Source organism: Pseudomonas pseudonitroreducens (assembly GCF_021603645.1).
Taxonomy (GTDB): Bacteria; Pseudomonadota; Gammaproteobacteria; order Pseudomonadales; family Pseudomonadaceae; genus Pseudomonas; species Pseudomonas pseudonitroreducens.
Genome location: NZ_BQHJ01000006.1, coordinates 117,651 through 143,770 on the forward strand (window position 1 = coordinate 117,651; position 26,120 = coordinate 143,770).

At 65.3% G+C, this 26,120-nt stretch carries 20 protein-coding genes, 1 tRNA gene and 1 pseudogene; 12 read left to right on the top strand and 10 right to left on the bottom strand.

What is annotated here, in order from left to right; genetic code table 11:
• Positions 1-94 precede the first annotated feature (94 nt).
• The 5 genes from L6D89_RS15930 to L6D89_RS15950 form a co-directional block, all read right to left on the bottom strand.
• A complete protein-coding gene (locus tag L6D89_RS15930; protein WP_037014909.1) occupies positions 95-391 on the bottom strand; it encodes a DUF6482 family protein in 297 nt (98 codons plus the stop codon).
• Between the two features lie 126 nt (positions 392-517).
• The gene (locus L6D89_RS15935; RefSeq protein ID WP_017521628.1) at positions 518-1,012 is read right to left on the bottom strand and encodes a TIGR00645 family protein; all 495 of its coding nucleotides are present in this window, start codon (positions 1,010-1,012) and stop codon (positions 518-520) included.
• Between the two features lie 202 nt (positions 1,013-1,214).
• Complete coding sequence (locus L6D89_RS15940; RefSeq protein ID WP_024763074.1) at positions 1,215-1,556, bottom strand: PA4575 family protein; 342 nt, start codon at positions 1,554-1,556, stop codon at positions 1,215-1,217.
• Positions 1,557-1,702: 146 nt separating this feature from the next.
• On the bottom strand, positions 1,703-4,231 hold the full coding sequence (locus L6D89_RS15945) for a Lon protease family protein (protein WP_236200431.1): 2,529 nt from the start codon (positions 4,229-4,231) through the stop codon (positions 1,703-1,705).
• A 96-nt stretch (positions 4,232-4,327) separates the two neighbouring features.
• Positions 4,328-4,651: a TraR/DksA family transcriptional regulator gene (locus tag L6D89_RS15950; protein ID WP_236200432.1), complete on the bottom strand. Its 324-nt coding sequence runs from the start codon at positions 4,649-4,651 to the stop codon at positions 4,328-4,330.
• 230 nt (positions 4,652-4,881) lie between these two features.
• On the opposite strand from L6D89_RS15950, the gene L6D89_RS15955 reads away from it, so the two are divergent.
• Positions 4,882-5,370 (top strand): DUF3015 domain-containing protein, encoded by a 489-nt coding sequence (locus L6D89_RS15955; RefSeq protein ID WP_038803701.1) that lies wholly within the window; start codon positions 4,882-4,884, stop codon positions 5,368-5,370.
• 61 nt (positions 5,371-5,431) lie between these two features.
• Positions 5,432-7,297 carry an Lnb N-terminal periplasmic domain-containing protein gene (locus tag L6D89_RS15960; RefSeq protein ID WP_236200433.1) on the top strand — a complete coding sequence of 622 codons (1,866 nt, stop codon included), beginning with the start codon at positions 5,432-5,434 and terminating at the stop codon, positions 7,295-7,297.
• Here L6D89_RS15960 and L6D89_RS15965 read toward each other — a convergent pair.
• Genes L6D89_RS15965 through rtcR form a run of 3 tightly spaced genes read right to left on the bottom strand, consistent with a single transcriptional unit; the run spans position 7,291 to position 10,431 of the window.
• Entirely contained in the window at positions 7,291-8,223 is a 933-nt protein-coding gene (locus L6D89_RS15965) for an SMI1/KNR4 family protein (protein ID WP_236200434.1), read from the bottom strand. The two genes, L6D89_RS15960 and L6D89_RS15965, sit on opposite strands and share 7 nt — an antisense overlap.
• Positions 8,216-8,785, bottom strand: a complete 570-nt coding sequence (locus L6D89_RS15970) for an NADAR family protein (protein ID WP_236200435.1) — start codon at positions 8,783-8,785, stop codon at positions 8,216-8,218. Before L6D89_RS15970 ends, L6D89_RS15965 begins: the two co-directional genes overlap by 8 nt.
• Before the next feature lie 35 nt (positions 8,786-8,820).
• Positions 8,821-10,431, bottom strand: coding sequence for an RNA repair transcriptional activator RtcR (gene rtcR / locus L6D89_RS15975; protein ID WP_236200436.1), 1,611 nt, complete (start codon positions 10,429-10,431; stop codon positions 8,821-8,823).
• Positions 10,432-10,716: 285 nt separating this feature from the next.
• Here rtcR and L6D89_RS15980 point away from each other — a divergent pair.
• The 8 genes and pseudogenes from L6D89_RS15980 (at position 10,717) to L6D89_RS16015 (ending at position 17,395) form a co-directional block, all read left to right on the top strand.
• A tRNA-OTHER gene (locus tag L6D89_RS15980) sits at positions 10,717-10,789 on the top strand.
• A gap of 351 nt (positions 10,790-11,140) precedes the next feature.
• Positions 11,141-12,283, top strand: a complete 1,143-nt coding sequence (locus L6D89_RS15985; protein ID WP_236200437.1) for a slipin family protein — start codon at positions 11,141-11,143, stop codon at positions 12,281-12,283.
• Between the two features lie 31 nt (positions 12,284-12,314).
• Complete coding sequence (locus L6D89_RS15990) at positions 12,315-12,704, top strand: zinc-ribbon domain-containing protein (protein WP_236200438.1); 390 nt, start codon at positions 12,315-12,317, stop codon at positions 12,702-12,704.
• Complete coding sequence (locus L6D89_RS15995; protein ID WP_236200439.1) at positions 12,701-13,921, top strand: RtcB family protein; 1,221 nt, start codon at positions 12,701-12,703, stop codon at positions 13,919-13,921. The genes L6D89_RS15990 and L6D89_RS15995 overlap by 4 nt, the downstream gene beginning before the upstream one ends.
• 52 nt (positions 13,922-13,973) lie before the next feature.
• Entirely contained in the window at positions 13,974-14,774 is an 801-nt protein-coding gene (locus L6D89_RS16000; RefSeq protein WP_236200440.1) for a nucleotidyltransferase domain-containing protein, read from the top strand.
• Positions 14,771-15,796: an RNA 3'-terminal phosphate cyclase gene (gene rtcA / locus L6D89_RS16005; protein ID WP_236200441.1), complete on the top strand. Its 1,026-nt coding sequence runs from the start codon at positions 14,771-14,773 to the stop codon at positions 15,794-15,796. The genes L6D89_RS16000 and rtcA overlap by 4 nt, the downstream gene beginning before the upstream one ends.
• 87 nt (positions 15,797-15,883) lie before the next feature.
• Positions 15,884-16,243 (top strand): hypothetical protein, encoded by a 360-nt coding sequence (locus L6D89_RS16010; protein WP_236200442.1) that lies wholly within the window; start codon positions 15,884-15,886, stop codon positions 16,241-16,243.
• Positions 16,244-16,368: 125 nt separating this feature from the next.
• Positions 16,369-17,395, top strand: a pseudogene (locus L6D89_RS16015) (cytochrome-c peroxidase).
• Positions 17,396-17,771: 376 nt separating this feature from the next.
• On the opposite strand, the gene gdhA reads toward L6D89_RS16015, so the two are convergent.
• Positions 17,772-19,106: an NADP-specific glutamate dehydrogenase gene (gene gdhA, locus L6D89_RS16020; protein ID WP_236200443.1), complete on the bottom strand. Its 1,335-nt coding sequence runs from the start codon at positions 19,104-19,106 to the stop codon at positions 17,772-17,774.
• 214 nt (positions 19,107-19,320) lie between these two features.
• Between gdhA and L6D89_RS16025 the strand changes: the two genes are divergently transcribed.
• The gene (locus tag L6D89_RS16025; RefSeq protein WP_236200444.1) at positions 19,321-19,617 is read left to right on the top strand and encodes a hypothetical protein; all 297 of its coding nucleotides are present in this window, start codon (positions 19,321-19,323) and stop codon (positions 19,615-19,617) included.
• Positions 19,618-19,680: 63 nt separating this feature from the next.
• Here L6D89_RS16025 and ettA read toward each other — a convergent pair whose 3' ends face one another.
• Entirely contained in the window at positions 19,681-21,345 is a 1,665-nt protein-coding gene (gene ettA, locus L6D89_RS16030) for an energy-dependent translational throttle protein EttA (protein WP_236200445.1), read from the bottom strand.
• A gap of 371 nt (positions 21,346-21,716) precedes the next feature.
• Here ettA and L6D89_RS16035 point away from each other — a divergent pair, with 371 nt between their 5' ends.
• Positions 21,717-25,919 carry an EAL domain-containing protein gene (locus tag L6D89_RS16035; RefSeq protein WP_373874959.1) on the top strand — a complete coding sequence of 1,401 codons (4,203 nt, stop codon included), beginning with the start codon at positions 21,717-21,719 and terminating at the stop codon, positions 25,917-25,919.
• Positions 25,920-26,120: the final 201 nt, after the last annotated feature.

A 26,120-nucleotide genomic window follows, 5' to 3' on the forward strand; every position in this document is an offset into this window, starting at 1 on the left:
GGGGGTTCAAAAAAGGGCCGCCAGCCTAGCACAGATGCACCGCCGCCCCCACCGCGCGAGCCTCGCGCAGCGGGACGGGCCCAACGCCCGGAACCTAATGCAACGGGATGGTCACGCCCGCGCCGATGTCGCGCTCATCGTCCATGCCGCACATCTCGTCGTGCACCACGGCATGTACCAGATGGAAGGGAACATTGGGCAACGCGCGGAGCACTTCTCGCGCATGGGCAACGGAGCGCACGCTGATGACATGCCCGGCCTCGTCCTGGACTGGATAGAAGCGCGCGCCCATGCGTGCCTCCAGCACGTAGATATCACCCTCCAGCGACACCAGGTTGATCTCGTCGATGTCGCCGGCGACGGAGCGGCTGGTCAGTTCCTGCAGATTCATGTGCTGCACCTCCTGCGGATTGATCCCCGCGGAAAGTCTTGACCAGCAGGCGCTCACCGCAAGCCGAAAACGCAACCGCCCGTCCGTTTTGCAACGGCCGGGCGGTGCGGATAGCGCGGAATACCGTCAGTGATCGTGGCGCGTGGCCTTGTCCAGATAGCCCATGGCAAAGGCCGAGAGGACGAAGGTCAGGTGCATGATCACGTACCACATCAGCTTGTTGTCTTCGATGTTCTTGGCGTCCATGAAGATGCGCAGCAGATGGATCGAAGAGATCGCCACGATGGAGGCGGCCACCTTGTTCTTCAGCGAACTGGCGTCCATCTTGCCGAGCCAGCTGAGCTTTTCCTTGCCTTCGTCGATATCCAGCTGCGACACGAAGTTTTCGTAGCCGGAGAACATCACCATCACCAGCAGCCCGCCGACCAGGGCCATGTCGATCAGCGACAGCAGCACCAGGATCAGGTCCGCCTCGGCGATGCTGAAGATGCTGGGCAGGATGTGGAAGATTTCCTGGAAGAATTTGATGGTCAGCGCCAGCAGGGCCAGCGACAGGCCGATGTAGATCGGCGCCAGCAGCCAGCGCGCGGCGTACAGGGAGTTTTCGACGAATCGTTCCATGGTGCTCGCAGGGAGGTCGTGGGAAAAGGGCGGCCGCAGTATAGCGGATGACCTTTGCGAGTTATCCCGGCTTTCTATAGATAAATATGTCTGTGGATAAATAGGTGGGCGGCCACGGTATGAAACCGTAGCAGCCAAGCGCCCCGCGGCCTTCAGCGGATCGTGCAGGGACTGCCCAATCGCTCTCTGAGCCTTGAGAGCCTCAACCTTCAGGGCGAAATTGGAAGTTGCCGACATGGCGCGAGCGTTCGCCGTTCAGGCGGCGCAGTTCGCCTTGCAGGTGCAACTGCCAGATGGGGGGATCGTCTGCCACGATGTAGCCCTGCTGGGCCAGGCAGTCGGAGATCGCCTCGAGCACGCCTTCGGCCACGAAAGGCCCGCAGAACGGGCCCTGCGCCTTGATGGCGGTGGGCTGCGCACCGGACATGCCGGCGGCGCACAACAAGGTCCAGAGTCCATTCTCTCCGGCCAGCGGCCTGATCTCGCACTCGATGCGCGTGGTCAGCCCCAGACAGGGGCGGATAAGGCAGAGGTTACGCGGCATGGCGGCACCCTCGCGGTTGTCCTGGGATTGAGACTACACCCAGGTTCTGACACGCGAAAGTGCGGATTTATCCGGCCATCTTGCGGGCAACGGCATGAAAATGGCGCCGGTGGAATGTCCCCACCGGCGCCCTGCCCTGGCCGCACTCAGTCGGCGTCTTTCTTCTTGCGGGCACGTTCCTTTTTCACTGGCGCCTGGTCGACAGGAGCCTTGTCCACAGGGGCCTTTTCCACCGGCGCCTTCGGCTTGCTGGCGGGCTTGGCTGCGGCTGGCTCCTTGGCCGGCTTTTCCTTTTCTTCCTCGTCCATGCCCAGTTCGGAGATTTCCTTCAGGCGCTCGACGACACGGGCATTGACGCTGCCCTTGGGGAAATGACCCTTGGCATCCGGCGCACCGGCCGGTTCGCCGACCAGCAGGCTCAGCGCCTCGTCGGCCTGGCGCACGGCGTAGATATGGAACTCGCCGTTGCGCACCGCCTGCAGCACGCGCTCGTCGAGCATCAGGGTGGCGACGTTGGCGCGCGGGATGATCACACCCTGCTCGCCGGTCAGGCCACGCGCCTCGCAGAGACGGAAGAAGCCCTCGATCTTCTCGTTGACCCCGCCGACTGCCTGCACCTCGCCGAACTGGTTGATCGAGCCGGTGATGGCGAAGCATTGCCGCAGTGGCGTGCGCGACAGGGCGGAGATCAGCGTGCAGACCTCGCCCAGCGAAGCACTGTCGCCGTCCACGTATCCGTAGGACTGCTCCAGGGCGATGCTCGCGGAAATTTCCAGGGGGAATTCCTGGGCATAGCGGCTGCCGAGGTAGCCGGTGAGGATCATCACACCCTTGGAGTGGATCGGCTGGCCGAGGTTGACTTCGCGCTCGATGTCGACGATGCCGCTGCCACCGGGATAGACCGTCGCGGAAATGCGCGCCGGCATGCCGAAGGCCGAGTCGCCGACTTCCAGCACGGTCAGCCCGTTGCACTTGCCCACGGCGGCGCCCTCGCTGTCGATCAGGATGATGCCGGCGAGAATGTCGTCGAGGATTCGCGCCGACACGCGGCCGGTGCGGGTTTCCTTGGCCTTCAGGGCGCGCTCGATGTGACCCAGGTCGGTCACTTCCTGGCCGGCAAGCTGGCGGATGAAGTCCGCTTCGCTGACCAGTTGGAACAGGTCGCCGATGCGCGCCGAGAGCCGCCCCTGATGCTCGGCCAGGCGCGCGCTGTAGGTGGCCAGGCGCGCGACGGCCTCGCGGGTCAGCGGCGCCAGTCCCTCTTCCGAGGTGCGGGTCTTGAGCAACTGGGCGAACTGTTCGAGGCTGTCTTCGGCGAGCGGGATGTCCTCGTCGAAGTCCACCAGCACGCGGAACATCTCCTGGAAGTCCGGGTCCAGGTCCTGCAGCGTGTAGTAGATCTGCCGCGAGCCGATGATGATCACCTTGATGTTCAGCGGGATCACCTGGGGCGTCAGGCTCATCGCGGTCAGGCGGCCGAGTTCGGCCAGTGGCGATTCCATCTTCAATTGACGCGACTGCAGCGCACGCTTGAGGGCGTCCCAGACGAACGGCTCGCTGAGCAGCTTCTCCGCTTCCAGTACCAGGAAGCCGCCGTTGGCACGGTGCAGCGCACCGGGGCGCAGCTGGCGGTAGCTGGTGTACAGCGCGCCCTGATCGGAGGCGTACTCGATGCGGCCGAACAGGTTGTCATAGGTCGGGTGCGATTCGAACACCACCGGCGCGCCGCTGGTGGCGTGGTGGGCAATCGCCTGGTTCGGCGCGTACTGCTCCTCCAGGCTCTGCTTGCGTTGTGGATCGGTGCGCTCGGCGTCGACCAGCTGATCGACCACGGTCTTCAGCAGGTTGAGCTGCATGGCCTGCAGGTAGGCGCTGACCCCGGAGTTGTTGTTGTACTTCTCCACCAGCGGCGCCAGCAGCGGCTGCAGCGCCAGGGTGATGGTTTCCTCATTGAGCTGACGCAGCTGGTTGCTGGACTCGCGCTTCCATTGCGGCAGGCTGGAGAGCTCCTCGTTGAGATGCTCCTCGAGGTCGGCGATGTCGGCGTGGAAGCGCTCGCGCTCCTCTTCCGGCAGTTGGGCGAACTCGGCTTCATCCAGCGCCTTGCCGTCCTTCATCGGGGTGAAGGCGATGTTGGCGCTGTCGCGGTAGAGGGCGACTTCCTTCTCCAGCGCCAGGCGCTCGACGGTATCCAGGGCCTTGTCATAGCGCTGGTTGAAGGCGCGGTCGATGGCGCTCTTCTTCTGCTGGTACGCCGGATTCTCGAACACCGAGGGGAAGGTGGAGAGCAGGTTGTCGATCAGATGGTCGATGTCGGTGCCGAACTCGGCGGCGCTGCCCGGCGGCAGCTCGATCACCCGCGGCTCGCGCGAGTCATCGAAATTGTTGACGTAGACCCAGTCGGCCGGCGTCGGCAGGCGCTTGCCCTCGGCCTTCAGGTAACGCTGCACGAAGGAAAAACGGCCGGTGCCCGGCTCGCCCATGACGAACACGTTGTACCCCGGACGCGGCATCGCCACGCCGAACTGCAGCGCCTCGACCGCACGCTCCTGTCCGAGCACGCCCAGGAAAGGCTCCAGTTCTTCGGTGGTCTTGAAGGGAAACTGTTCGGGGGTGAAGGGGCGGGTCAGTTCATCGGGCGCCAGGCGCAGGCCGGCAGCAACGGAATCGGGCATTGGAGGTCCTTGCTTCGGGCGGCGCGAGGCCGCGGAGATTCGTCCGCATTCTCGCGCCGCCCGCGCGCCACTGGCAAGGCAGTATTGGTGACAGTTTCAGTCCACTGCATCGGCGCAGCGCAGACAGTGCTCGGCGGCCGGCAAGGCATGCAACCGGCGCTCCTCGATGGCTTCGCCACAGCGTGCGCATTCACCATAGGTGCCGTCGGCCAAACGCAGCCGCGCCAGCCCCACCAGGCGCATGCCAGCCTCGGCTTCGGCCAGCAGGGCGCGCAACACATCGTCGTTCTGCCGCTGCTGGGCCTGTTCGGCGAAGTCCGGCGAATGGCTGCGGCCCAGATCGCGGCGGATGGCCTCGGCGCGTTTGGAATATTCGGCTGCCAACTGGTCCAGCGCTGGCCGTGGATCGAAATCGACCATGACTACTTCCTCGCAAGGGAACTGATTCAAGTGTGGTCGGTTCCAAGCCTTCCGCCGCTGATACCGATCAACTGCGGGTCATCCGAGCCTTTCCAGTCGAGTCCGGCCATACTCGCTGCGGCAGCGGCTGCCTTGACACCTGCAAGGCATTGGAGAAAAGCTCTGGCCAGGCGCTGTTTCGCTGTCAGCGACTGATCAACGGTCCCCGACCTCAAAAAGAGAGAAAAAAGATGAAAAGGATTCTGCTCGGTACCCTCCTCGCCACCGCGTCCCTCAGTGCCCTCGCCGATGCTCCAGGCAGCGACGGCTGCGGCTGGGGCAACATGCTGTTCAAGGGCCAGCGCGGCACCGCTACCCACGTCCTGGCCGCCACCACCAACGGCACCAGCGGCAACAACACCTTCGGCATGACCACCGGCACCAACGGCTGCCACACCAATGGCGCGCTGACCTACGGCGGCAAGCCGATGATCGTGCTCAGCAGCATGATGGACGAGCTGTCCGAAGACATGGCCAAGGGTGACGGCGAAGCGCTGACCACCTACGCCGTGGTGCTGGGCGTCAAGCCCGAGGATCGCGCGCACTTCGCCCAGGTCACCCACGAGCACTTCGCACAGATCTTCAACAAGTCCGACGTGACTGCCGAGGACGTCTACGCCAACACCCAGGCCGTCCTGAAACAGGACAGCACCCTGGCCAAGTACGCCGAACAGGCCTGACGGCCAACGCGAGCCCGCCCGCTCCGGGCGGGCTCACCTTTCCCTTCCAGTAGCCCACTCGATGCCCAAACGCCTGTTGCCCTGGATGGCGCTGTGCGCCTGCACCCCACTGCTGGCTTCGCCGGCGATCGATCCACAACGTCTGCAGACACTGGCCGACGAACCCTACTGGCTGGCCCTGGGTCACTATGAACACGCCAAGCTCGGCGGCTGGCGCAGCTTCGTCGACGACCCGAAGTTCTTCCTCGCCAAGGACGGAGAGCGCCATCCGCAATCCGAACTGGCCGCCACCGTGAAAGCCCTGTACGCCCCCGCGAGCCTTGGCGACAAACATGCCCAGTGCGTCTACCCGGCGCGCACCCGCTGGCTGCGCCAGCAGTTGCAGCTCGACGACCTGCCGGCGGTCGAGTGCAAGGAATTCACCACCTGGTACCAGGACATCAACCCGCACAGCGCCGTGCTGGTGTTCCCGGCCGCCTACCTGAACAGCCCGTCCTCGATGTTCGGCCACACCCTGCTGCGCATCGACCAGGCCGACGTCGACTCCGACAACACCGCCCTGCTCAGCTACGCGCTCAACTTCGGCGCCTACATCGAGGGCATGGACAACAGCATCCTCTACGCCTGGAAGGGCCTGATGGGCGGCTACCCCGGCCTGTTCGCCCTGGTGCCCTACCGCGAGAAGCTCGCCGAATACAGCCGCCTGGAGAACCGCGACCTCTGGGAATACCGCCTGAACCTGACGCCGGAAGAAACCGCGCGCATGGTCGAGCACGTCTGGGAGCTGAAGCAGATCCGCTTCAAGTACTACTTCTTCGACGAGAACTGCTCCTTCCGCCTGCTGGAGCTGCTGGAGATCGCCCGCCCCGGCACCGAACTCACCGACCACTTCCCGCTCACCGCCATCCCCACCGACACGGTGCGCGCGGTGAAGGACGCCGGGCTGATCGACCGGGTGGACTACCGGCCGTCCCGCGAGCGTGAGCTGCTGGCCCGTGGCGAGCCGCTGAGCCACGACGAGAAAGTGCTGGCACGGCGCATCGCCGATGACGACGGCCAGTTGCAGAGCCCCGAATTCGCCGCCCTGCCTGCCGACCGCCAGGCCCTGGTGCAGGACACCGCATTCCGCCTGGTGCGCTACCGTGCCACCGGCCAGGAGCGCGACCAATCCACCGCCTCGCGCAGCTACAACCTGCTCAAGGCGATCAACCAGAACCCGCCGCCGGCACTGGACGTGGAGCGCCCCGGCCAACCGGAGAACGGCCATGAATCGCGTACCTGGCAGGTCGGCGCCGGCAGCCGCGACGGCGAAGCCTTTGCCCAGTACGGGCTGCGCATGGCCTACCACGACCTCGACGACAACGCCTACGGCTTCCCGCTGGGCGCACAGATCGAGATCGGCCAGCTCAAGCTGCGCCAGTACGAAGGCAACCGCTGGCAACTGCAACAACTGGACCTGGTCACCATCCGCTCCATGACACCGCGCAACGAGCTGCTCAAGCCATTGTCCTGGCAGGTCGCCGGCGGCTGGGAGCGGGTAATCGGCAAACACAGCGACAACGACCACGACACCCTGGTCGGCCACCTCAATGGCGGCGCCGGCGGCAGCTGGAAGCTGACCGACGACCTGCAGGCCTACGCCCTGGGTACCGCGCGCATCGAGAACAACCAGGACTTCGCCGCCACCATCGCCCCGGCCATGGGCTTCGACACCGGCGTGCTATGGAGCAACCCGCTGGGCAATCTCAGCCTCGAAGGCAAGGGCGACTACTTCCACAACGGCGAAGTACGCCGCACCCTGAGCTTCGGCCAGCAGGTGGAGCTGGGCCGCAACCTCGGCCTGCGCCTGTCGGCCCAGCGTGAGTTCAGCCGTGAGGCCAGCCCCCGCAGCGAAGTGATGCTGGAGCTGCGCTGGTACCACTACTGATCCAGTTGGCGCTCCGCGATGCCCTGCTCGGCAAACCACCGCACCAGGGCTTCGCGCTGCATCACCCGCGCGTGCACCGGCGCATTTCCACCGCCGGTCAACAGCCGGCCAAGGTCGCAACCCTGGTCGCGCAGCTGTTCCAGCAACGCGATATCGTTGCTGCGCACCGCGTGCATCAGGGCCAGGCGCTGCAGCTCCGCTTCCCCGGCGATGTGCCCCCGCTCAAGCGCCGCGCGCCAGTCGCGCAGCAGCAGCCGCAGCGAATCCTGCAGCCGTTGCGCCAGCGCCTCGCCCTCGGCGCCCGAGGCGGCCAGCTCATCCAGTGCCTCGAGCAGTTCCTGCCCGCAGTCCGCGCCCTCGACGAACGGGTCCTCATCGAAGCCCAGCAGCGCAAACAGACCGGTTAGATCGTCGGCCACCCGGGTCAGCGCATCCTCGTGCAGGCGCAGCGGCCAGGCTGGCGGCAATGCGCGGCTCCAGGCGTAGACAGCACCGAACTCTTCCGCCTCGACGCAAACGTAGACCCGCTCCAGGTACTCGAAACCGCCGATGGGCAGGAAGCCCACGCGCCCATCCCATTGCTGGCCATTCTCGTCGGCGACTTCCGCCGCGCATTCCTGTTCATGCTCCAGCCAGCCCCACAGGTCGTGGTAGCCGTCGCTGTCCGGATAGAACAACTCGTTGAAGGAATAGGGATGCAGATGACCGCCGTAGTCCACGCACAGCTCGTAGTCCAGGCGACCACCGAAGGCGCAGCGCCACAGGGCGACCAGCTCGGGCGGCAGCGAGCTGCCCAGGCGTCGTTCGATTTCGGCCAACTGGGCAGCACTGATCGGCGGCTGCGCGTCGTGGATGATGCGCCCGGCGAACCAGGCCAGGCGATGCTCGCGCAGCAGTTGCTGCTGCGCCGGTGTGAACTCAGGCATCTCGCCCTTCCTCACGCAGTGTGGCGCGCGCGCCCATCAAGGCGAAGCCAAGCAGGTTCAGCCCACGCCAGCGTGTCGGATTGCCCGCATCTGGATGATCGGCCGCCAGGCCAATGCCCCAGATCGCATCCACCGGGCTGGCCTCGACCAGCACGCGATCGCCCGTGCCCAGCAGGAACTCGCGCAAGGCAGGGTTCTGCCCGAACTTCGCGACGTTGGCGCGGGTCACGATATCCAGGCGCCCAGCGTTCCAGGCTACGTCGTCGAAGCCGAGGATCTCGCGGCCGATGGACTTCGCCTCGGCCGGCGTGCGTGCCGCGAGAATCCGCGCCAGCGCGGCCTCGTCGCCGAACAGCCGGGCCTTGCCGGCCATCATGTAGTGCTCGGCGCTGCTGTAGGTCACGCCGTCGATCTCGAAGTCCGCCTCGAACCACTGGCTGAAGCAGCTCTTGTCGACTTCCACGGAGCGCTTGGGACGATGCCCCCAGAAGCACAGGTACTTGAACGCTTCGCCCGCCTCGATGCGTCGGCACAGCTGCTCGACATTCATCGGCTCATCCATGATCGGCTCCTTGCCGTCAGCGCAAAACGCCGATTCTAGCGCACCCCGCCGGTGATTCCGGGCCAATCCAGGCCGAAGCGTGCCAGGTACTTGCGCAGGCGGTCGGCGTCGTTGGGATTCTGCTTTTCCTGGCGCGAGACGGCGAACAGCTGGCGACCGGCGTCGGACAGGCTGCGCGCCTGCCGGCAGACATCGATCACCGCTTCCAGTTGCAGGCGGTCGAACAGGTCCAGCGCTGCGCCGCGCTCTCCCAGCAGGCCGTCCAGCGGGCTCTGCGCCTGGGCAGCACCCCAGGAGCGGCGTAGTCGACCGATCTCTTCTTCCACCAGCGTCTCGTCGATGCGCCCGCTGTCGGCCAGGGTCGCCATGCGTGTGACGGACGCCGACAGCTCGCGGAAGTTGCCGCTCCACAAGGCCTGCGCCGAGTTGGCGAAGGCCAGGTAACGCGTGCGTGCCTCGCGGTTGAAACGCACCAGGCGACCCTGCTCGCGGGCGTGGCGCTCCAGTTCGAAGTCGATGTTCGGCTCGATGTCCTCACGACGTCCGGCCAGCCCCGGCAGATCGAAGGTCCAGAGGTTGATACGGGCGAACAGGTCCTCGCGGAAAAGCCCCTGCGCCACCCTCTCGCGCAGATCCCGGTGGGTCCCGGCGATCAGTTGGAAGTCGCTGCCCACCTCGCGATCCGAACCCAGCGGGAAGAAGCGCTTCTCTTCAATCGCCTTGAGCAGCATGGCCTGCTCGTCGAGACCCAGCTCGCCGATTTCGTCAAGGAACAGCATGCCGCCATCCGCCGCGCGCAGCAGGCCTTCACGGGCGTTCTGCGCGCCGGTGAAGGCCCCCTTGATATGGCCGAACAACGCCGACATGGCACCGTCGCCGCGCAATGTCGCGCAGTTCACTTCGACGAAGCGTCCCTGGAACTGGTGACGTGCGCGCTTGAGTTCGTACACCCGGCGGGCAAGGAACGACTTGCCCGCACCGGTCGGACCGATCAGCAGCATCGGCGCGCGGGAGCGCCCGGCAACCCGCTCGATCTGTTCGATGGAACGGTTGAATTCGGCGTTGCGCGTGGCAATGCCGGACTTCAGGAAAGCCAGGCTCTCCTCCTGCTCACGACGGAAGCGCGTGGCGATGCGGTCATAGCGCGACAGGTCGAGATCAATGATCGCGACTGTCCCTTCCGGCTGCCGCGCCTCGTCCTTGCGCCGCGACGGCGAGGCCTGCACCAGCCGCGCCGGCAGGTAACGCGCTTCAGTCAGGAGGAACCAGCAGATTTGCGCGACGTGAGTCCCGGTGGTGATGTGCACCAGGTAATCCTCGCGTTCGGTGTCGAAGCTGTAGCCAGCGACGAAATCGTGCAACGCGCCGTATACCTCCTCGAAATCCCACGGATTGCGCAGCGCCATGGGCTGCAGGCGCACCTCGGTTTCCGGGGAGATGTGCCGCACGTCAGCGGCGATGCGTTCGGCCAGGCTGGCATCCCGTGCATCCACGCCGTGGATCAGCTCCAGGCGGTCGATCAGCAAGTCCTGCTGCTGGCACAACCCGACCGTCGGCCGCCACTTCTGCCAGCGCGCGGCACCCTTGCCGACGCGATCCAGGGTCGAACCGAGGAAGCCGATGGCGACGGTTTTCTTGGCTTTCATCTTTTATCCATCAAGATAAACAACGATTCCAGAGTATCCATAAATAGCCACTTCAGCCAATCGACGAAATCGAAAAGTCGCCCGATAAAAACAATTAAATGCTTATTTATCAAATAGTTATAAATATTTCGCAGCCATCGAAAACAAACCTGGCACGCCCCTCGCTATATCTCCCTCGACCGCATCACTGATGCAGCCCACGGGCAGGGACTTCAACTCCCGCCGGTGCCCGAGCCCACCCCTGGTGTCGGCTTCGTGCATGCCGCTGCAGCAGTCACGGTCGATGGCGCGGTAGCTCAGCCCGGTAGAGCACTCCCCTTCGAGGGAGCCGTCGCAGGTTCGAATCCTGCCCGCGCCGTTCGATAGCTCAGTCCGGTAGAGCAGCCATTTTCGGATGGCCTGTCGCGGGTTCGACTCCCGCTCGAACACTGCCCTGTCAAGGCAGCTATTCATGAAAGCAACACCCCGCCGTTGGGCGACGGGATAGGCGCAAAGAGGCCAGGAAGGCCAGATACGCCAGGGACCCGAAGCCACCGCCGGCCCGCCCGGTACGAGGACCGGGCCCGCGACAAGGCAGGTGCTGGCCGATGGATTCGGCGCAATGGACAGGACGTCCGCAGTACCTGGCTCTCGCAGGCCCCCGCCTCGCCACCCGACGGGCCGGCGAACACCGGCACCCAAGGACAAAGAGAAGAAGGAAGACAACGAGATGAAACTGCTGAAGCGCTTTACCGTGAAGAAGAACGAACGCGGCCTGCTGTACTCCGAGGGCGATTTCCTGGCGATCCTCGAGCCGGGCATCCACCGCTACCTGGACCTGTACAACCGCCTGAGCGTGGAAACCTTCAGCCTGAACACCCCGCTGTTCGAACACCGCCTGGCCGGCTACCTGCGCCAGTCGGAGCCTGCGCTGGTCGAACGCTACTTCAGCCGCATGGACCTGGCCGAGAACGAGGTCGGCCTGCGCTTCGAGGACGGTGTACTGGCGGAAATCCTCGCGCCGGGCAGCCGCCGGCTGTACTGGAAAGGCCAGACCGAGCAGCGCCTGGAGCGCATCGACCTGAGCCAGGAGTACCGCGTCGCTGCGTCGCTGTTGCAGCAGCTGCAAGGCAACCTGCGCGGCCGCAGCGTGATCGGTGTCGAGGCACTGCTGGTAACCCTGGTGCCGGCCTACCAGGTCGGTGTGCTGAAGGTCGATGGCGCGGTGGTCGAGCTGCTGCCGGCGGGCCAGTACGGCTTCTGGCGCTATAACCGCCAGGTCAGCGTGGAACTGATCGATACGCGGATCCAGGCGCTGGAGGTCAGCGGCCAGGAAATCCTCACCCGCGACAAGGTGAGCCTGCGCCTGAATCTGGCCGCCAACTGGCGTTACAGCGACGTGCTGACGGCGTTTTCCAGCCTGTCCAAGCCACTGGAGCACCTCTACCGCGAACTGCAGTTCGGCCTGCGCGCAGCGGTGGGCACCCGCTCGCTGGATGAGCTGCTGGAGAACAAGCAGTTCATCGACGACTCGGTCAGCGCCTACCTGAAGGAGCGGCTGCCGGGCACCGGCATCGAGGTCAGCGGCCTGGGCGTTCGCGACATCATCCTGCCGGGCGAGATGAAGACCCTGCTGGCCCAGGTGGTGGAGGCGGAGAAGGCCGCGCAGGCGAACGTGATCCGTCGTCGTGAAGAAACCTCGGCGACCCGCTCGCTGCTGAACACGGCCAAGGTGATGGAAGACAACCCCACCGCCCTGCGCCTGAAGGAACTGGAAACCCTGGAACGGGTGGCCGAACGAATCGACCGCATCTCGGTATTCGGCGGCCTGGATCAGGTATTGAATGGACTGGTTACGCTGAAGCAGGCCTGACGAGGGCCTGCCAGGCGCAGGAGTCGGCACCGTGAAAAGCAACAAGCAGCGCCGCCAGGAAATCCGCCAGAAGCGCGAGCGACGCAAGGCCTGGAAGGCCGAGCACGCCAGGCACCCCGAAAGCCGCCTGGCACCGCCCGGCAGCCTGCCGGTCACGCGTTCGAACCTGGCGCCCTATAACAGCTACGGCGACCCGTTATTCGTGCGCCGCGGCTGGTACGAGGACCAACACTTCATCTGCCACGACTGCGGCGCCGAACAGACCTGGACCGCCGCCCAGCAGAAGTGGTGGTACGAAGACTGTCAGGGACAGGTGTTTGCCACGGCGATACGCTGCCGCGCCTGCCGACTGAACAAACGAATTCGCGATGGCCGGGCACAACCCGCTTCCGGCCTCAACAAACAGAGAATCGAAGCATGAGCAACAAGACCTTCCAACTGCTGGAAGTCGCCAACGGCAAACCGATCAAGCTCTGGACCCAGGGCGTACCGGTGGAAGAAGACGCCAAGCAGCAACTGATGAACACCGCAAGGATGCCTTTCATCTTCAAGCACCTGGCCGTGATGCCGGACGTACACCTGGGCAAGGGCTCGACCATCGGCAGCGTGATCCCCACTAAAGGCGCCATCATCCCGGCCGCCGTTGGCGTGGACATCGGCTGCGGGATGATCGCGGCGCGCACCTCGCTGGTGGCCTCGGACCTGCCGGACAACCTGCACGGCCTGCGCACTGCCATCGAGAAGGCCGTGCCCCACGGCAAGACCTTCGGCCGCCGCGACCAGGGCGCCTGGGAGGACGTGCCCGAGCACGCCGATGGTGCCTGGAAGGCGCTGGCCGGGCGCTTCAAGGTGATCACCGACAAGCACCCGAAGCTGGAGAAAACCAACAACCGCAAGCACCTGGGAACCCTCGGCACCGGCAACCACTTCATCGAAGTCTGCCTCGACGAGGCCAACCGTGTCTGGTTCATGCTGCACAGCGGATCGCGCGGCGTAGGTAACGCCATCGGCAACCTGTTCATCGAACTGGCCCAGGCCGATATGCGCCAGCACATCGCCAACCTGCCGGACCGCGACCTGGCCTACTTCGAGGAAGGCAGCCAGCACTTCGACGACTACGTGGAAGCCGTGGGCTGGGCCCAGGACTTCGCCCGGCAGAACCGCGAGCTGATGATGCGCGCAGTGATCGCAGCGGCGCGGCAAGTCATTCGCAAGCCGTTCGAGGCCAGCCTGGAAGCGGTGAACTGCCACCACAACTATGTGCAGAAGGAACGCCACTTCGGTGAAGAGGTATTGGTAACGCGTAAAGGCGCGGTGTCCGCGCAGAAGGGCCAGCTCGGCATAATTCCGGGGTCGATGGGCGCCAAGAGCTTCATCGTCCGCGGCCTGGGTAACGAGGAAGCCTTCTGCTCGTGCAGCCACGGCGCCGGGCGGACCATGAGCCGCACCAAGGCCAAGAAGCTGTTCAGCGTCGAGGACCAGGTGCGCGCCACCGCCCACGTCGAATGCCGCAAGGACAAAGACGTGATCGATGAGATCCCGATGGCTTACAAGGACATCGATGCCGTGATGGACGCCCAGCGCGAGCTGGTGGAAGTGCTGCATACCCTGCGTCAGGTGGTGTGTGTGAAGGGATAAAGCGAGTCGGGCGCAAACCGCCCGCCTCCACTGCAAGACAAGGAACAAGGACATGAACAGGGAAGACCGCCATCCACTACCCGCCGCCATGCGTGAGCGCGTCCTGGAGGAACTGGAAAGACTGGAACAGGAGCACAACGTCACCGTGCTCTACGCCTGCGAATCGGGCAGCCGCGCCTGGGGCTTCGCCTCTCCGGACAGCGACTACGACGTACGCTTCGTCTATGTGCAGCAACCGGACTGGTACCTGTGCGTGGACGAGCCACGCGACGTGCTGGAGCGCCCGCTGACCGACGAGCTGGACCTCAGCGGTTGGGAATTGCGCAAGGCGCTGCGCCTGCTGCGCAAATCCAACCCGACGCTGCTGGAGTGGCTGGACTCACCGCTGGTATATCGCAGCGAATCGGCGGCGACCGAGGGCCTGCGCCAACTGGCGCAGGACTTCTACTCGCCCGCCGCTGCACGAGCGCACTACCTGTCGATGGCGAAGAAGAATTTCCGTGGCTATCTGCAGGGCGAGGAGGTTCGCTACAAGAAGTACCTCTACGTGCTGCGACCCTTGCTGGCGGTGCGCTGGATCGACCAGGGCCTGGGCATGCCGCCCATGGTCTTCGAGACACTGATGGAGGCAACTCTCGACGATGTCGCGCAGCGCGCCGAAGTCGAGGAACTGCTGGCGCTCAAGCGCCAGGCGGTCGAGGCCGAATACGGCCCGGCGCGCGCGGCCCTGCATCGGCTGATCGAGAACGAGCTGCAACGCGCGGAAAATCTTGGCGCGCCCCGAGGCGGTTGCCACGACACGGAGCGCCTGGATCGCTTCCTGCGCGAACAAGTTAGGGAACACGCAAGATGAAAACGGACCTGATCGAACTCGACGGCGCCGACGGCGGCGGGCAAATACTGCGCAGCGCGCTGAGCCTGTCGATGATCACCGGCAAGCCGCTGCGTATCGTCAACATCCGTGGCCGGCGCTCGCGGCCGGGGTTGCTGCGCCAGCACCTGACGGCGGTGCGCGCGGCGGCGGAAGTCTGTGGCGCGGCGGTGCAAGGCGACGAGCTGGGCTCGCGCAGCCTGACCTTCCGCCCCGGCGCGATTCGCGGCGGTGACTACCGCTTCGCCATCGGCAGCGCGGGTAGCGCCGTGCTGGTGCTACAGACGCTGCTGCCGGCCCTGCTGTTCGCCGATGTGCCGAGCAGCCTGGCGATCAGCGGCGGTACGCACAACCCGCTGGCGCCGCCGGCGGACTTCATCGAGCGCAGCTGGCTGCCGCTGCTGCGGCGCATGGGCGCGAAGGTCGACTTCGAGCTGCTGCGCCATGGCTTCATGCCCGCTGGAGGCGGTGAGCTGCGAGTACGAATGGAGCCAGCCGAGTTGCAGCCGCTGCACCTGCCGGAAGCCGGTGCCGAACGCTCACGCTCGGCCCGTGCCCTGCTGGCCGCCATCCCCGGTCATGTGGCGGATCGCGAACTGGAGAAAGTGAAGCGACATAAGGATTGGCACGCCGCTTCCGTTCAGGTCGTCCGCCTGCCGGAGGACCAGGGCCCGGGCAATGCATTGCTGCTGGAAATCGAGTGCGAGCAACTGAGCCTGGTGTTCTGCGCCTTCGGCCAAGCCGGCGTCAGCGCCGAGCGCGTCGCCAGCCAGGCGTTGCGCCAGGCCGAAGACTGGCGCAGCAGCGGCACCAGCGTAGAGGAACACCTCGCCGACCAGTTGCTGCTACCGATGGCACTGGCCGGCGGCGGCAGCTTCACCACGCCAGCATTGAGCGATCATCTGCTGAGCAGCCGCGCAGTAGTCGAAGCCTTCCTGCCGGTGCGCATCGAGTGCCAGGCACGCGTGGCAGGCGGCCAGCACATCCGTATCACGCCCGCTTGACGCTTTCCTCACCAAACGCTGGATAGAGTGCCGTCCAGTCACCCTATCCGGCGCGTGTGCCCGCCTACCCGGCACACGGGAGTCTCCATGGCGCCGCGCGCCACCCTCATCCTGCTTTGCGCCGCGCTGCTCGGCGGCTGCGCAACGACCCATGAAACCCTCATCGCCCAAGGCTACCCACCCGCCTACGCCGACGGCTATGACGACGGCTGCGGCAGCGGGCGCCAGGCAGCCGGTGCCATCACCGGCGAGTTCCGCAAGGACGTGCCGCGCTACCTGGACGAACCGAAGTACGCGCTGGGCTGGAATGACGGCTTCCAACAATGCCAGGCCATGCGCGTGAGCCAGGAGCGCCAGCAGTACGAGGAACAGCGCAACAGCGACCGGGACCGCGACTGGGAGGAACAGAAGGACCGCGCGCTGGGACGGGCCCTGCGCGGCAACTGACCGCTGCGGCAACCGTCCGCACCCGCTCAGGGACGCCCGCTTGACTTCGGTCAAGCCGGGCCTTGCCCGCCTGGCCTCTCCTTGAACTCAGAAGAAATCAAAAGCCTGAGACAAGGAGACTCCACATGCAGCCCCTCAAACTGGCCCTGGGCAGCTTGCTGCTGGCCGTGAGCACGGCAGCGGCACAAGCACATGCCGACACCCTGCGCGACAGCGCCAACAGCATCTTCAACCCCATCCCGGAGCAGGCCAGCGACAAGCTCGATCCCAACCAGATCGAACTGGGGCGGCAACTGTTCTTCGAGCCACGCCTGTCCTCCAGCCATGTGATCAGCTGCAACACCTGCCACAACATCGGCACCGGTGGCGCCGACAACGTGCCCGCCTCCAGCGGCCACGCCTGGCAGAAAGGTGCACGCAACTCGCCTACCGTGTTCAACGCGGTATTCAACGTCGCGCAGTTCTGGGACGGCCGCGCCAAGGACCTGGAGGAACAGGCCAAGGGCCCGGTGCAGAACCCGGTGGAGATGCACAACACACCGAAGAACGTCGAGGCCACCCTGCGCAGCATGCCGGAATATGTCGCCTCCTTCGAAAAGGCCTTCCCCGGCGACAAGCAAGCGGTCAGCTTCGACAACATGGCCCGCGCACTGCAGGCTTTCGAGTCGACCCTGATCACTCCGGACTCGCGTTTCGACCTCTATCTCAAGGGCGATGACAACGCCCTCGACGCCAAGGAGAAGAAAGGCCTGCAGACCTTCATGAGCGCCGGCTGCATCAGTTGCCACAACGGCGTGAACCTGGGCGGCCAGGCCTACTTCCCGTTCGGGCTGGTGAAGAAGCCCGATGGCAAGATCCTCCCCACCGGCGACAAGGGGCGTTTCGAAGTGACCAAGACGCAGAATGACCAGTACGTGTTCCGCGCCGCTGCGCAACATCGCCCTGACCGCACCGTATTTCCATAGCGGACAGGTGTGGGATCTGGAAGAAGCGGTAGCGATCATGGGCACCGCGCAACTGGGCAAGCAGCTCAACGCGGAAGAAGTCGGCGACATCGTCGCCTTCCTCAAGACCGCCACCGGCAAGCAGCCGAAGGTGGAGTACCCACTGCTGCCGCCAAGCACGGCAACTACGCCGAAGCCGGTGGATTGATCGGTTCGACGCCGAACCTGTAGGAGCGAGCTTGCTCGCGAACAGCCCCACGCCGGCGTCGAGAGGTTCGCGAGCAAGCTCGCTCCTACAAGTACGTTCTGCGCTCTGGTCGGCCCTCTCCCAAAGGGAGAGGGGATTATTCGGTGCGGGAGGTAACCATGCGTCAGCCGGCACGGACAGCTCCCTCTCCCTATGGGAGAGGGCTGGGGTGAGGGGAAGTATCGGCACAGATTTCCCGGATCGCGCCGGGGACTGTCCGCGAGCAAGCTCGCTCCTACAAGTACGCTCTGCGCTCTGGTCGGCCTTCACCCCAGCTCTCAGATAGACCGCAAAAAAAACGAGCCCTTCGGGCCCGTTTTTCATAGCCGGGGAACGGTCAGACCACGCCCTGTGCCAGCATCGCGTCGGCAACCTTGACGAAGCCGGCGATGTTGGCACCCTTCACGTAGTTGATCCGGCCATTCTCCTCGCCGTAGGCGACGCAGGCATGGTGGATGTTCTGCATGATGCCATGCAGGCGCTGGTCCACTTCACCGGCGGTCCACAGCAGGCGCATGGCGTTCTGACTCATCTCCAGGCCGCTGGTGGCGACGCCGCCGGCGTTGGAAGCCTTGCCCGGCGCGTAGAGGATGCCGGCCTCGAGGAAGATATCCACAGCCTCCAGGGTCGACGGCATGTTCGCGCCTTCAGCCACACAGATGCAGCCGTTGGCCAGCAAGGTGCGCGCGTCGGCGGCGTCCAGCTCGTTCTGGGTGGCGCAGGGCAGTGCGATATCGCAGGCCAGCGACCAGGGGCGTTCGCCGGCAATGAAACGCAGGCCGGGGCCGGCCATCTCGCTGAGGCGGCCACGACGGACGTTCTTCAGCTCCATGACTTCCTCCCACTGCTCCAGGGTCAGGCCAGCTTCAAAGAACAGCGTGCCTTCGGAGTCGGACAGGGAAATCACCTTGCCGCCCAGTTCCATGACCTTCTGCGCAGCGTACTGGGCCACGTTGCCGGAACCGGAGATTGCCACGCGCTGGCCGTCGAAGCCGCTCTCGCGGGCCTTGAGCATCTCCTGGGCGAAGTACACGCAGCCGTAGCCGGTGGCTTCCGGACGGATCAGGCTGCCGCCGTAGGACATGCCCTTGCCGGTCAGCACCGAGGTGAACTCGTTGGACAGGCGCTTGTACTGGCCGAATAGATAGCCGATCTCGCGGGCGCCCACACCAATGTCGCCGGCCGGCACGTCGAGGTCCGCGCCGACGTGGCGGAACAGCTCGCTCATGAACGACTGGCAGAAGCGCATGACTTCGGCGTCACTCTTGCCCTTCGGATCGAAGTCCGAGCCGCCCTTGCCGCCGCCCATGGGCAGGGAGGTCAGGGAGTTCTTGAACACCTGCTCGAAGGCCAGGAACTTCAGCACCCCCAGGTTCACCGAGGGATGGAAGCGCAGGCCGCCCTTGTACGGGCCGATGGCGCTGCTCATCTGGATGCGGAAACCACGGTTGACCCGCACTCGCCCGGCGTCATCCACCCACGGTACGCGGAACAGGATCGCCCGTTCGGGCTCGACAATGCGTTCGACGATGCCGGCTTGCAGGTAGTGCGGATTGGCTTCGAGGAAGGGCCAGAGGGAGCGCAGCACCTCTTCCACCGCCTGGTGGAACTCGGGCTGATCGGGGTCGCGCCGCTTGAGGCGCTCGAGGAACGAGTCAACGGATTGCGTCATGTCTACACCGGTACTTTTCTGGTTATGTGATGCTTTTTGCCGGCAGACTCTAGCAATCCACGCCGCCCCGAGATAGTGCAGCGTGACGCTTTTATGAATCTTTATGGTGCAAAAATATAAATCCCACTTCTGCCGGACCCGCAGAAAAACAGATTCTTGTATACAAAATCAATAGACAGTTGCACTCAAACAACCTCCCATCAGGATGCTTCCGATGCCCGCACGCCCGCTCGCGCTTCTCGTCGCTCTCACCTGTGCCTTCGCCCTGCCCGCCCAGGCGGCCATGAAACTGGGCAACTTCACCGAGTCCGGCGCCCTGGTGGTAGCGGATACATTCGACAGCGAAGTGATCCACAAGTCGAACTTCAGCACCGACGACCTGCAACGCATGTCGCGGCAGCTGGAAGAGCAGCAGCGCACGCTGCAGGACCAGGCGCGGCAAATCGACACACTGCAGCGCCAGCTGGAGGAGCAGCGGCGCACCCTGGACGATCTCAAGCGCAGTCGCTGACCCGCTCCGGAAAAGACGCAAAAAAAACGGGGCCCGAAGGCCCCGTTTTCATGGCGAAGTGGCTTACGCCAGCTTCTTGTAGCGCACGCGGTGCGGCTGCGAGGCCGCGTCGCCCAGGCGCTTCTTGCGATCGGCTTCGAACTCGGTGTAGTTGCCTTCGAAGAAGACCACCTTGCCGTCGTCCTCGTAGGAGAGGATGTGGGTCGCGATGCGGTCCAGGAACCAGCGATCGTGGGAAATCACGATGGCGGCGCCGGGGAAGTCCAGCAGCGCTTCTTCCAGCGCACGCAGGGTTTCCACGTCGAGGTCGTTGGACGGTTCGTCGAGCAGCAGCACGTTGCCGCCCTGCTTCAGGGTCAGGGCCAGGTGCAGACGGCCACGCTCACCACCGGAGAGGTCCTTGACGAACTTCTGCTGGTCGCCGCCCTTGAAGTTGAAGCGACCGACGTAGCTGCGCGACGGGACTTCATAGTTGCCGATCTTGATCTGCTCGAAGCCGTCGGACACCTGTTCCCATACGGTCTTGTTGCCGTCGAGGATTTCGCGGCTCTGGTCAACGCTGGCGATCTGCACGGTTTCACCGATCTCGATGGTGCCCGAGTCTGGTTGCTCCTTGCCGGTCAGCATGCGGAACAGGGTCGATTTACCCGCGCCGTTGCCGCCGATCACGCCGACGATGGCGCCCTTGGGAATGCTCAGCGACAGATCATCGATCAGCTGGCGATCACCGTAGCCCTTGCTGACGTTGTGCAGCTCGATGACCTTGTCGCCCAGGCGCGGACCGGCCGGGATATAGATCTCGTTGGTCTCGCTGCGCTTCTGGAATTCCTGCGATTGCATTTCCTCGAAGCGCTGCAGACGGGCCTTGGACTTCGACTGGCGAGCCTTGGCGCCCTGGCGCACCCACTCCAGTTCGGCCTTCATGGCCTTGGCGTGGGAAGCCTCCTGCTTGGCTTCCTGAGCCAGGCGGTTGGCCTTGGATTCCAGCCAGCCGGAGTAGTTGCCTTCGAACGGAATGCCCTGGCCACGGTCCAGCTCGAGGATCCAGCCAGCGACGTTGTCGAGGAAGTAACGGTCGTGGGTGATCGCTACCACAGTGCCCGGGAAGTCGTGGAGGAAGTGTTCCAGCCAGGCGACCGAGTCGGCGTCCAGGTGGTTGGTCGGTTCGTCCAGCAGCAGCATGTCCGGCGCGGACAGCAGCAGGCGGCACAGGGCCACACGGCGCTTCTCACCACCGGAGAGGTGTTCGATCTTGGCGTCCCACGGCGGCAGACGCAGGGCGTCGGCGGCGACTTCCAGCTGGCGCTCGAGGTTGTGGCCGTCGGAAGCCTGGAGGATGGCCTCCAGCTTGGCCTGCTCGGCGGCCAGGGCGTCGAAGTCGGCGTCCGGCTCGGCGTAGGCGGCGTAGACCTCGTCCAGGCGGGCCTGGGCCTGCTTGATCTGGCCAACGGCCTCTTCGACGATCTCGCGCACGGTAGCCTGCGGGTCGAGCTTGGGCTCCTGCGGCAGGTAACCGACGTTGATACCGGGCATCGGACGGGCTTCACCTTCGATCTCGGTGTCGACGCCGGCCATGATGCGCAGCAGGGTGGATTTACCCGCGCCGTTCAGGCCGAGCACGCCGATCTTGGCGCCGGGGAAGAACGACAGGGAAATGTTCTTGAGGATTTCACGCTTGGGCGGCACGACCTTGCCGACCCGGTGCATGGTGTAGACGTATTGAGCCATGGATACCTGACTTCTGGGATGAATTGTGATCGGGATGGCCGGAACTGACGACGGCACCGCCGGCACTTGGGGCCGGAACGGCGGCACTGCGGGCCACCGAAGGGCGCGAACGGCCGATGGACGGCCCTTCGCGCGAGACTCTGCGGGGATGTACTTTATGCCCCGAACTTTGGCCGTACATCACGCGCGCGTGCGGCAAAGCTACCGGAATGAATCGGGAAGGGCAAACGACGCTCGTCGGCCATACTGGCACTTCGCCGCCTTTCCGGGCATCCTAGCCTGCGCCGAATTCAGCCGTATCGCCCCGGGTCCTTAAGTCCTTGTCTATTTTCCCCCGTCTTCCTCCGGACGCCCTGGCCAGGCCTGGCCGCGTGGCGACCCGGACCGCGCTGGTGCTGCTGGTGCTGTTCATGCTCGGCCTGCTGGGCTGGCAACTGCATCAGGAGTTCCGCAGCCAGGAACGCTTCGAGCGTGAGCGGGTGGTGCTGCACGGCGAACAGATGGCCCAGCGGATTTCCCTGACCCTGGAGCTCAAGGCGGTGGCGGCCCAGGCCCTGCTGCAGCAGGAACAGGACCGCGAACACGGTGATCGCCACGCACCGCTGATCGCCGGCCTCAAGCACATCTACCCGTCCTTCCACAGCCTGGTGCGGCTGGACGCCAACGGCGTATCCGTGCAGGACTCCGCCAGCGGTCTCAAGGACGGCGCGTTCATCGAGGCCCTGCGCCAGCGCAGCGCACGGCAGGCCTATCACTATGCGTTCAGCGAGGAAAACGGCGGCCACTTCTATGTCTGGCTGAAGGCCACCGAACCGGGCGAAGGCGACAGCATCATCCGTCTCGACGAGAAGGTCGCCCGGCGCGGCTGGGCGGAACAGATCCGCCCCGAGTCGCCGGACTGGATTCTGCTGGACGATGTCCAGCAGAAGGTCCTCGGCCGCTCCAGTGGCCTGCGCCCCGGCCCGCTGTCCGCGGCTTCGCCGCTGGAGCAGGCGCAGAGCCTGGATGGCCTGGAGATCCAGAACACCGACTGGCGATTGCTCCCGCAATTCGACGACCGGCAGATCCGCGCCACCCTGCTCCCGCGCCTGGGCGGCGAGCTGGCGCTATTGCTGGTGCTGGCGGGCATTGCCGGCGCCGCCCTGCTGCGCCTGCAACGCGAGCAGCAGAACCTGCGGGCGCTGACCGTGGAGTCGCAGCAGAGCCTGCGCCAGGCCGCGCAAGCCCTCGGCGCCATCGACGAGCGCGTGCTGGTGACCCGCGCCGACGGCCGCCTCGCCTACCTCAATCCGCAGGCCGAGCAACTGTTCGGCATCAGCGCCGACAAGGCCGGCGAGCATCACCTGCTGGAGCTGCTGCCCGGCCTGGGCGGTCTGCTGCATGGCAGCGATACCTCGGCGGACAGCAGCTCCGAACTGGTCCGCGTCAACGATACCGGTCAGGCTCGCTTGTTCGCCGTCAGCCACCATTCGCTGGACGACAGCCCGCTGGCGCCGGAGCAGACCTGGGTGCTGCGCGGCAACCTGCCCCAGGGCGGACAGGTCTGGGTACTGCGCGACGTCACCGAGGAGCAGCAGGCGCTGCACATCCTCGAGGAGACCCGCCGGCGCTACCAGGACATCTTCGATGGCGTTGGCGTCGCACTCTGTGTGCTCGACCTCTCCGCCCTGCGCCAGAGCCTGGTGGACCTCAACCTGCGCCGGCAGAGCGACCTGCGCGAGTGGATCGCCTCGCAGCCCGAGCGCCTGCCCTGGCTGCTGCGCCAGGTGCGCATCACCGAGATCAACAACGTTGCCAAGCGCCTGATGGGCGTGAGCACTACCGAGCAGGCCTGGCAGATCCTCGTCGGCAGTGCCGGCATGCGCCCCGACGGCGTGCGCAGCAAGGTGCTCGAAGCCGTGCTGCACGGCCAGGGCATGGTCGAGCTGGAAGCCTGCATCCACACCCGCCAGGGCGAGCAGCGCCACCTGTGGCTGCAGTTGCGCGTGCCGGAGATGATCCAGGACTTCCACGCCGTGACCCTGAGCCTGTCGGACATCACCAGCCGCAAACAGGTCGAGCTGTCGCTGATCGAACGCGAGAAGTTCTGGTCCGACGCGGTGCGCGCGGTACCCGATACACTCTATATCCACGACATCGCCGCGCGCCGGGTGACTTTCAGCAACCACAACCTTGGCCACCAGCTCGGCTACAGCGGCGACGAACTGCGCGAGATGGGCGAGCGCTTCTGGGAGAAGGTGCTGCACCCGGACGACGTCGAGTACTACTGGCGCGTGCGCAACCTGCAGCAGGTGGTGGGCGACGGCCTGTTGCTGGACAGCCAGTTGCGCTGGCGCCACCGCGACGGCAACTGGCACTGGTTCGATATCCGCGAGCAGGCTTTCACCCGCGACGTTTCCGGCCGTGTGGCGCGGCTCATCGGCGTGGCCAAGGACATCACCGACACGGTCGAGGCGCACAACTCCCTGCGCGAGAGCGGCCGCCGCTACCGCATGCTCGCCGAGAGCATCAGCGACGTGATCCTCTCCACCGACGCCCAGGTCAAGCTCAATTACATCAGCCCGTCGATCCAGCAGGTGTTCGGCTACAGTCCCGAGTGGGTGCTGGCCAACGGCTTCCAGCCGATAGCCGCCAACCCGGCGCAGCTGGAGCGCCTGGAAGAACTGCTGAACCGTGTGCAGGGCGCCATCGGCGAGCCCAAGCGCCTGGCCGAACTGCGCGAGAGCGCCGAGCCGCAGCTGTTCAGCCTCGACTGCCTGCACGCCGACGGCCACAAGATTCCCGTGGAGCTGCGCATTGCCCTGATGTGGGACGACCACGGCCGCTTCGAAGGCCTGCTCGGCGTCGCCCGCGACGTCAGCCAGCAACGCCGCGCCGAGCGCGAAATGCGCATGGCCGCAACGGTGTTCGAGCACTCCACGGCGGCGATCATGGTCACCGACCCCGCCGGCTACATCGTGCAGATCAATGACTCCTTCAGCCGCCTCACCGGTTATTCCGCCGAGGAAGTGCTCGACCAGCTGCCGCGCCTGCTCACCGCCGACCGCCAGGAAGCCAATCAGCTCAAGCACGTGCTGGAAAGCCTGCGCAAGAGCGGCAGCTGGGAAGGCGAGATCCTGCAGAAGCGCAAGAGCGGCGAGCTGTACCCGAGCTGGGTCGGCATCACCGCGGTGCACGACGAGGAAGGCGACCTGGTCAGCTTCGTCTGCTTCTTCAGCGACATCAGCGAACGCAAGGCCAGCGAGCGACGCATCCACCGCCTGGCCTACTACGACGCCCTGACCCACCTGCCCAACCGCACGCTGTTCCAGGACCGCCTGCACACCGCCCTGCTGCAGGCCGAACGGCACCAGCAGTGGGTCGTGCTGATGTTCCTCGACCTCGACCGCTTCAAGCCGATCAACGACTCCCTCGGCCACGCCGCGGGGGACCGCATGCTCAAGGAAGTGGCCGAGCGCCTGAGCCATTGCGTCAGCGATGACGACACCGTGGCGCGCATGGGCGGCGACGAGTTTACCCTGCTGCTGCCAGGCCAGAAGGACCGCGAGAAGGCGCTCCGCCAGGCGATCCAGGTGGCCGAGCAGATTCTCTCCAGCCTCGCCCGCCCCTTCACCCTGGAAGGCCGCGAGTTCTTCGTCACCGCCAGCATCGGCGTGGCGCTCTCGCCGCAGGACGGCGCCGAGCTCAGCCAACTGATGAAGAACGCCGACACGGCGATGTACCACGCCAAGGAAATGGGCAAGAACAACTTCCAGTTCTACCAGGCCGAGATGAACGCCCGCGCCCTGGAACGCCTGGAACTGGAAAGCGACCTGCGCCGCGCCATCGAACTGCACGAATTCGTCCTGCACTACCAGCCGCAGTTCACCGGCGACGGCCGCCGCCTGACCGGCGCCGAGGCGCTGCTGCGCTGGCAGCATCCCAAGCGCGGGCTGATCCCGCCGGCGGAATTCATTCCGGTGCTGGAAGAGCTCGGCCTGGTTGCCCAGGTCGGCGACTGGCTGCTGGAGCAGGCCTGCCTGCAACTGCGCGCCTGGCACCGCGACAAGGTGCGGGTGCCGAAGATTTCCGTGAACCTCTCGGCCCGGCAGTTCGCCGACGGCCAGTTGGGCGAGCGCATCGCCGGCATCCTCGAAGACACCGGGATCGCCCCGGCGTGCCTGGAACTGGAACTGACCGAAAGCATCCTGATGAGCGACGTTTCCCAGGCGATGCAGATACTTTCCGGGCTGAAACGCTTGGGCCTGGCGATTGCGGTGGACGACTTCGGCACCGGCTACTCCTCGCTCAACTACCTCAAGCAGTTCCCCATCGATGTGCTGAAGATCGACCGCAGCTTCGTCGACGGCCTGCCCCACGGCGAGCAGGACGCGCAGATCGCCCGCGCCATCATCGCCATGGCCCACAGCCTGAACCTGATGGTGATCGCCGAGGGCGTGGAGAGCCACGAACAGCTGGAGTTCCTGCGCGAGCACGGCTGCGACGAGGTGCAGGGCTTCCTCTTCGGCCGCCCGGTGCCAGCCGACCAGTTCGCCGCGCTGTTCGCCAGCAACGCGTTGTTCCTGTTGGGCTGACCCATCGACTCGATGTTCGGCTTTGCGTAGGAGCGGACTCCGTCCGCGATGTGCCACCGGCCGGTTCGGAGCTGCCGGGAAGCGATCGCGGACGAAGTCCGCTCCTACATCCAACCCACCATCGGCGTTACACCCATTTCCGCACGCCAGCTGGCCTTGAACCCCGCTTGTCAGCCACATGACCGCCTTTCATGTGCCAGC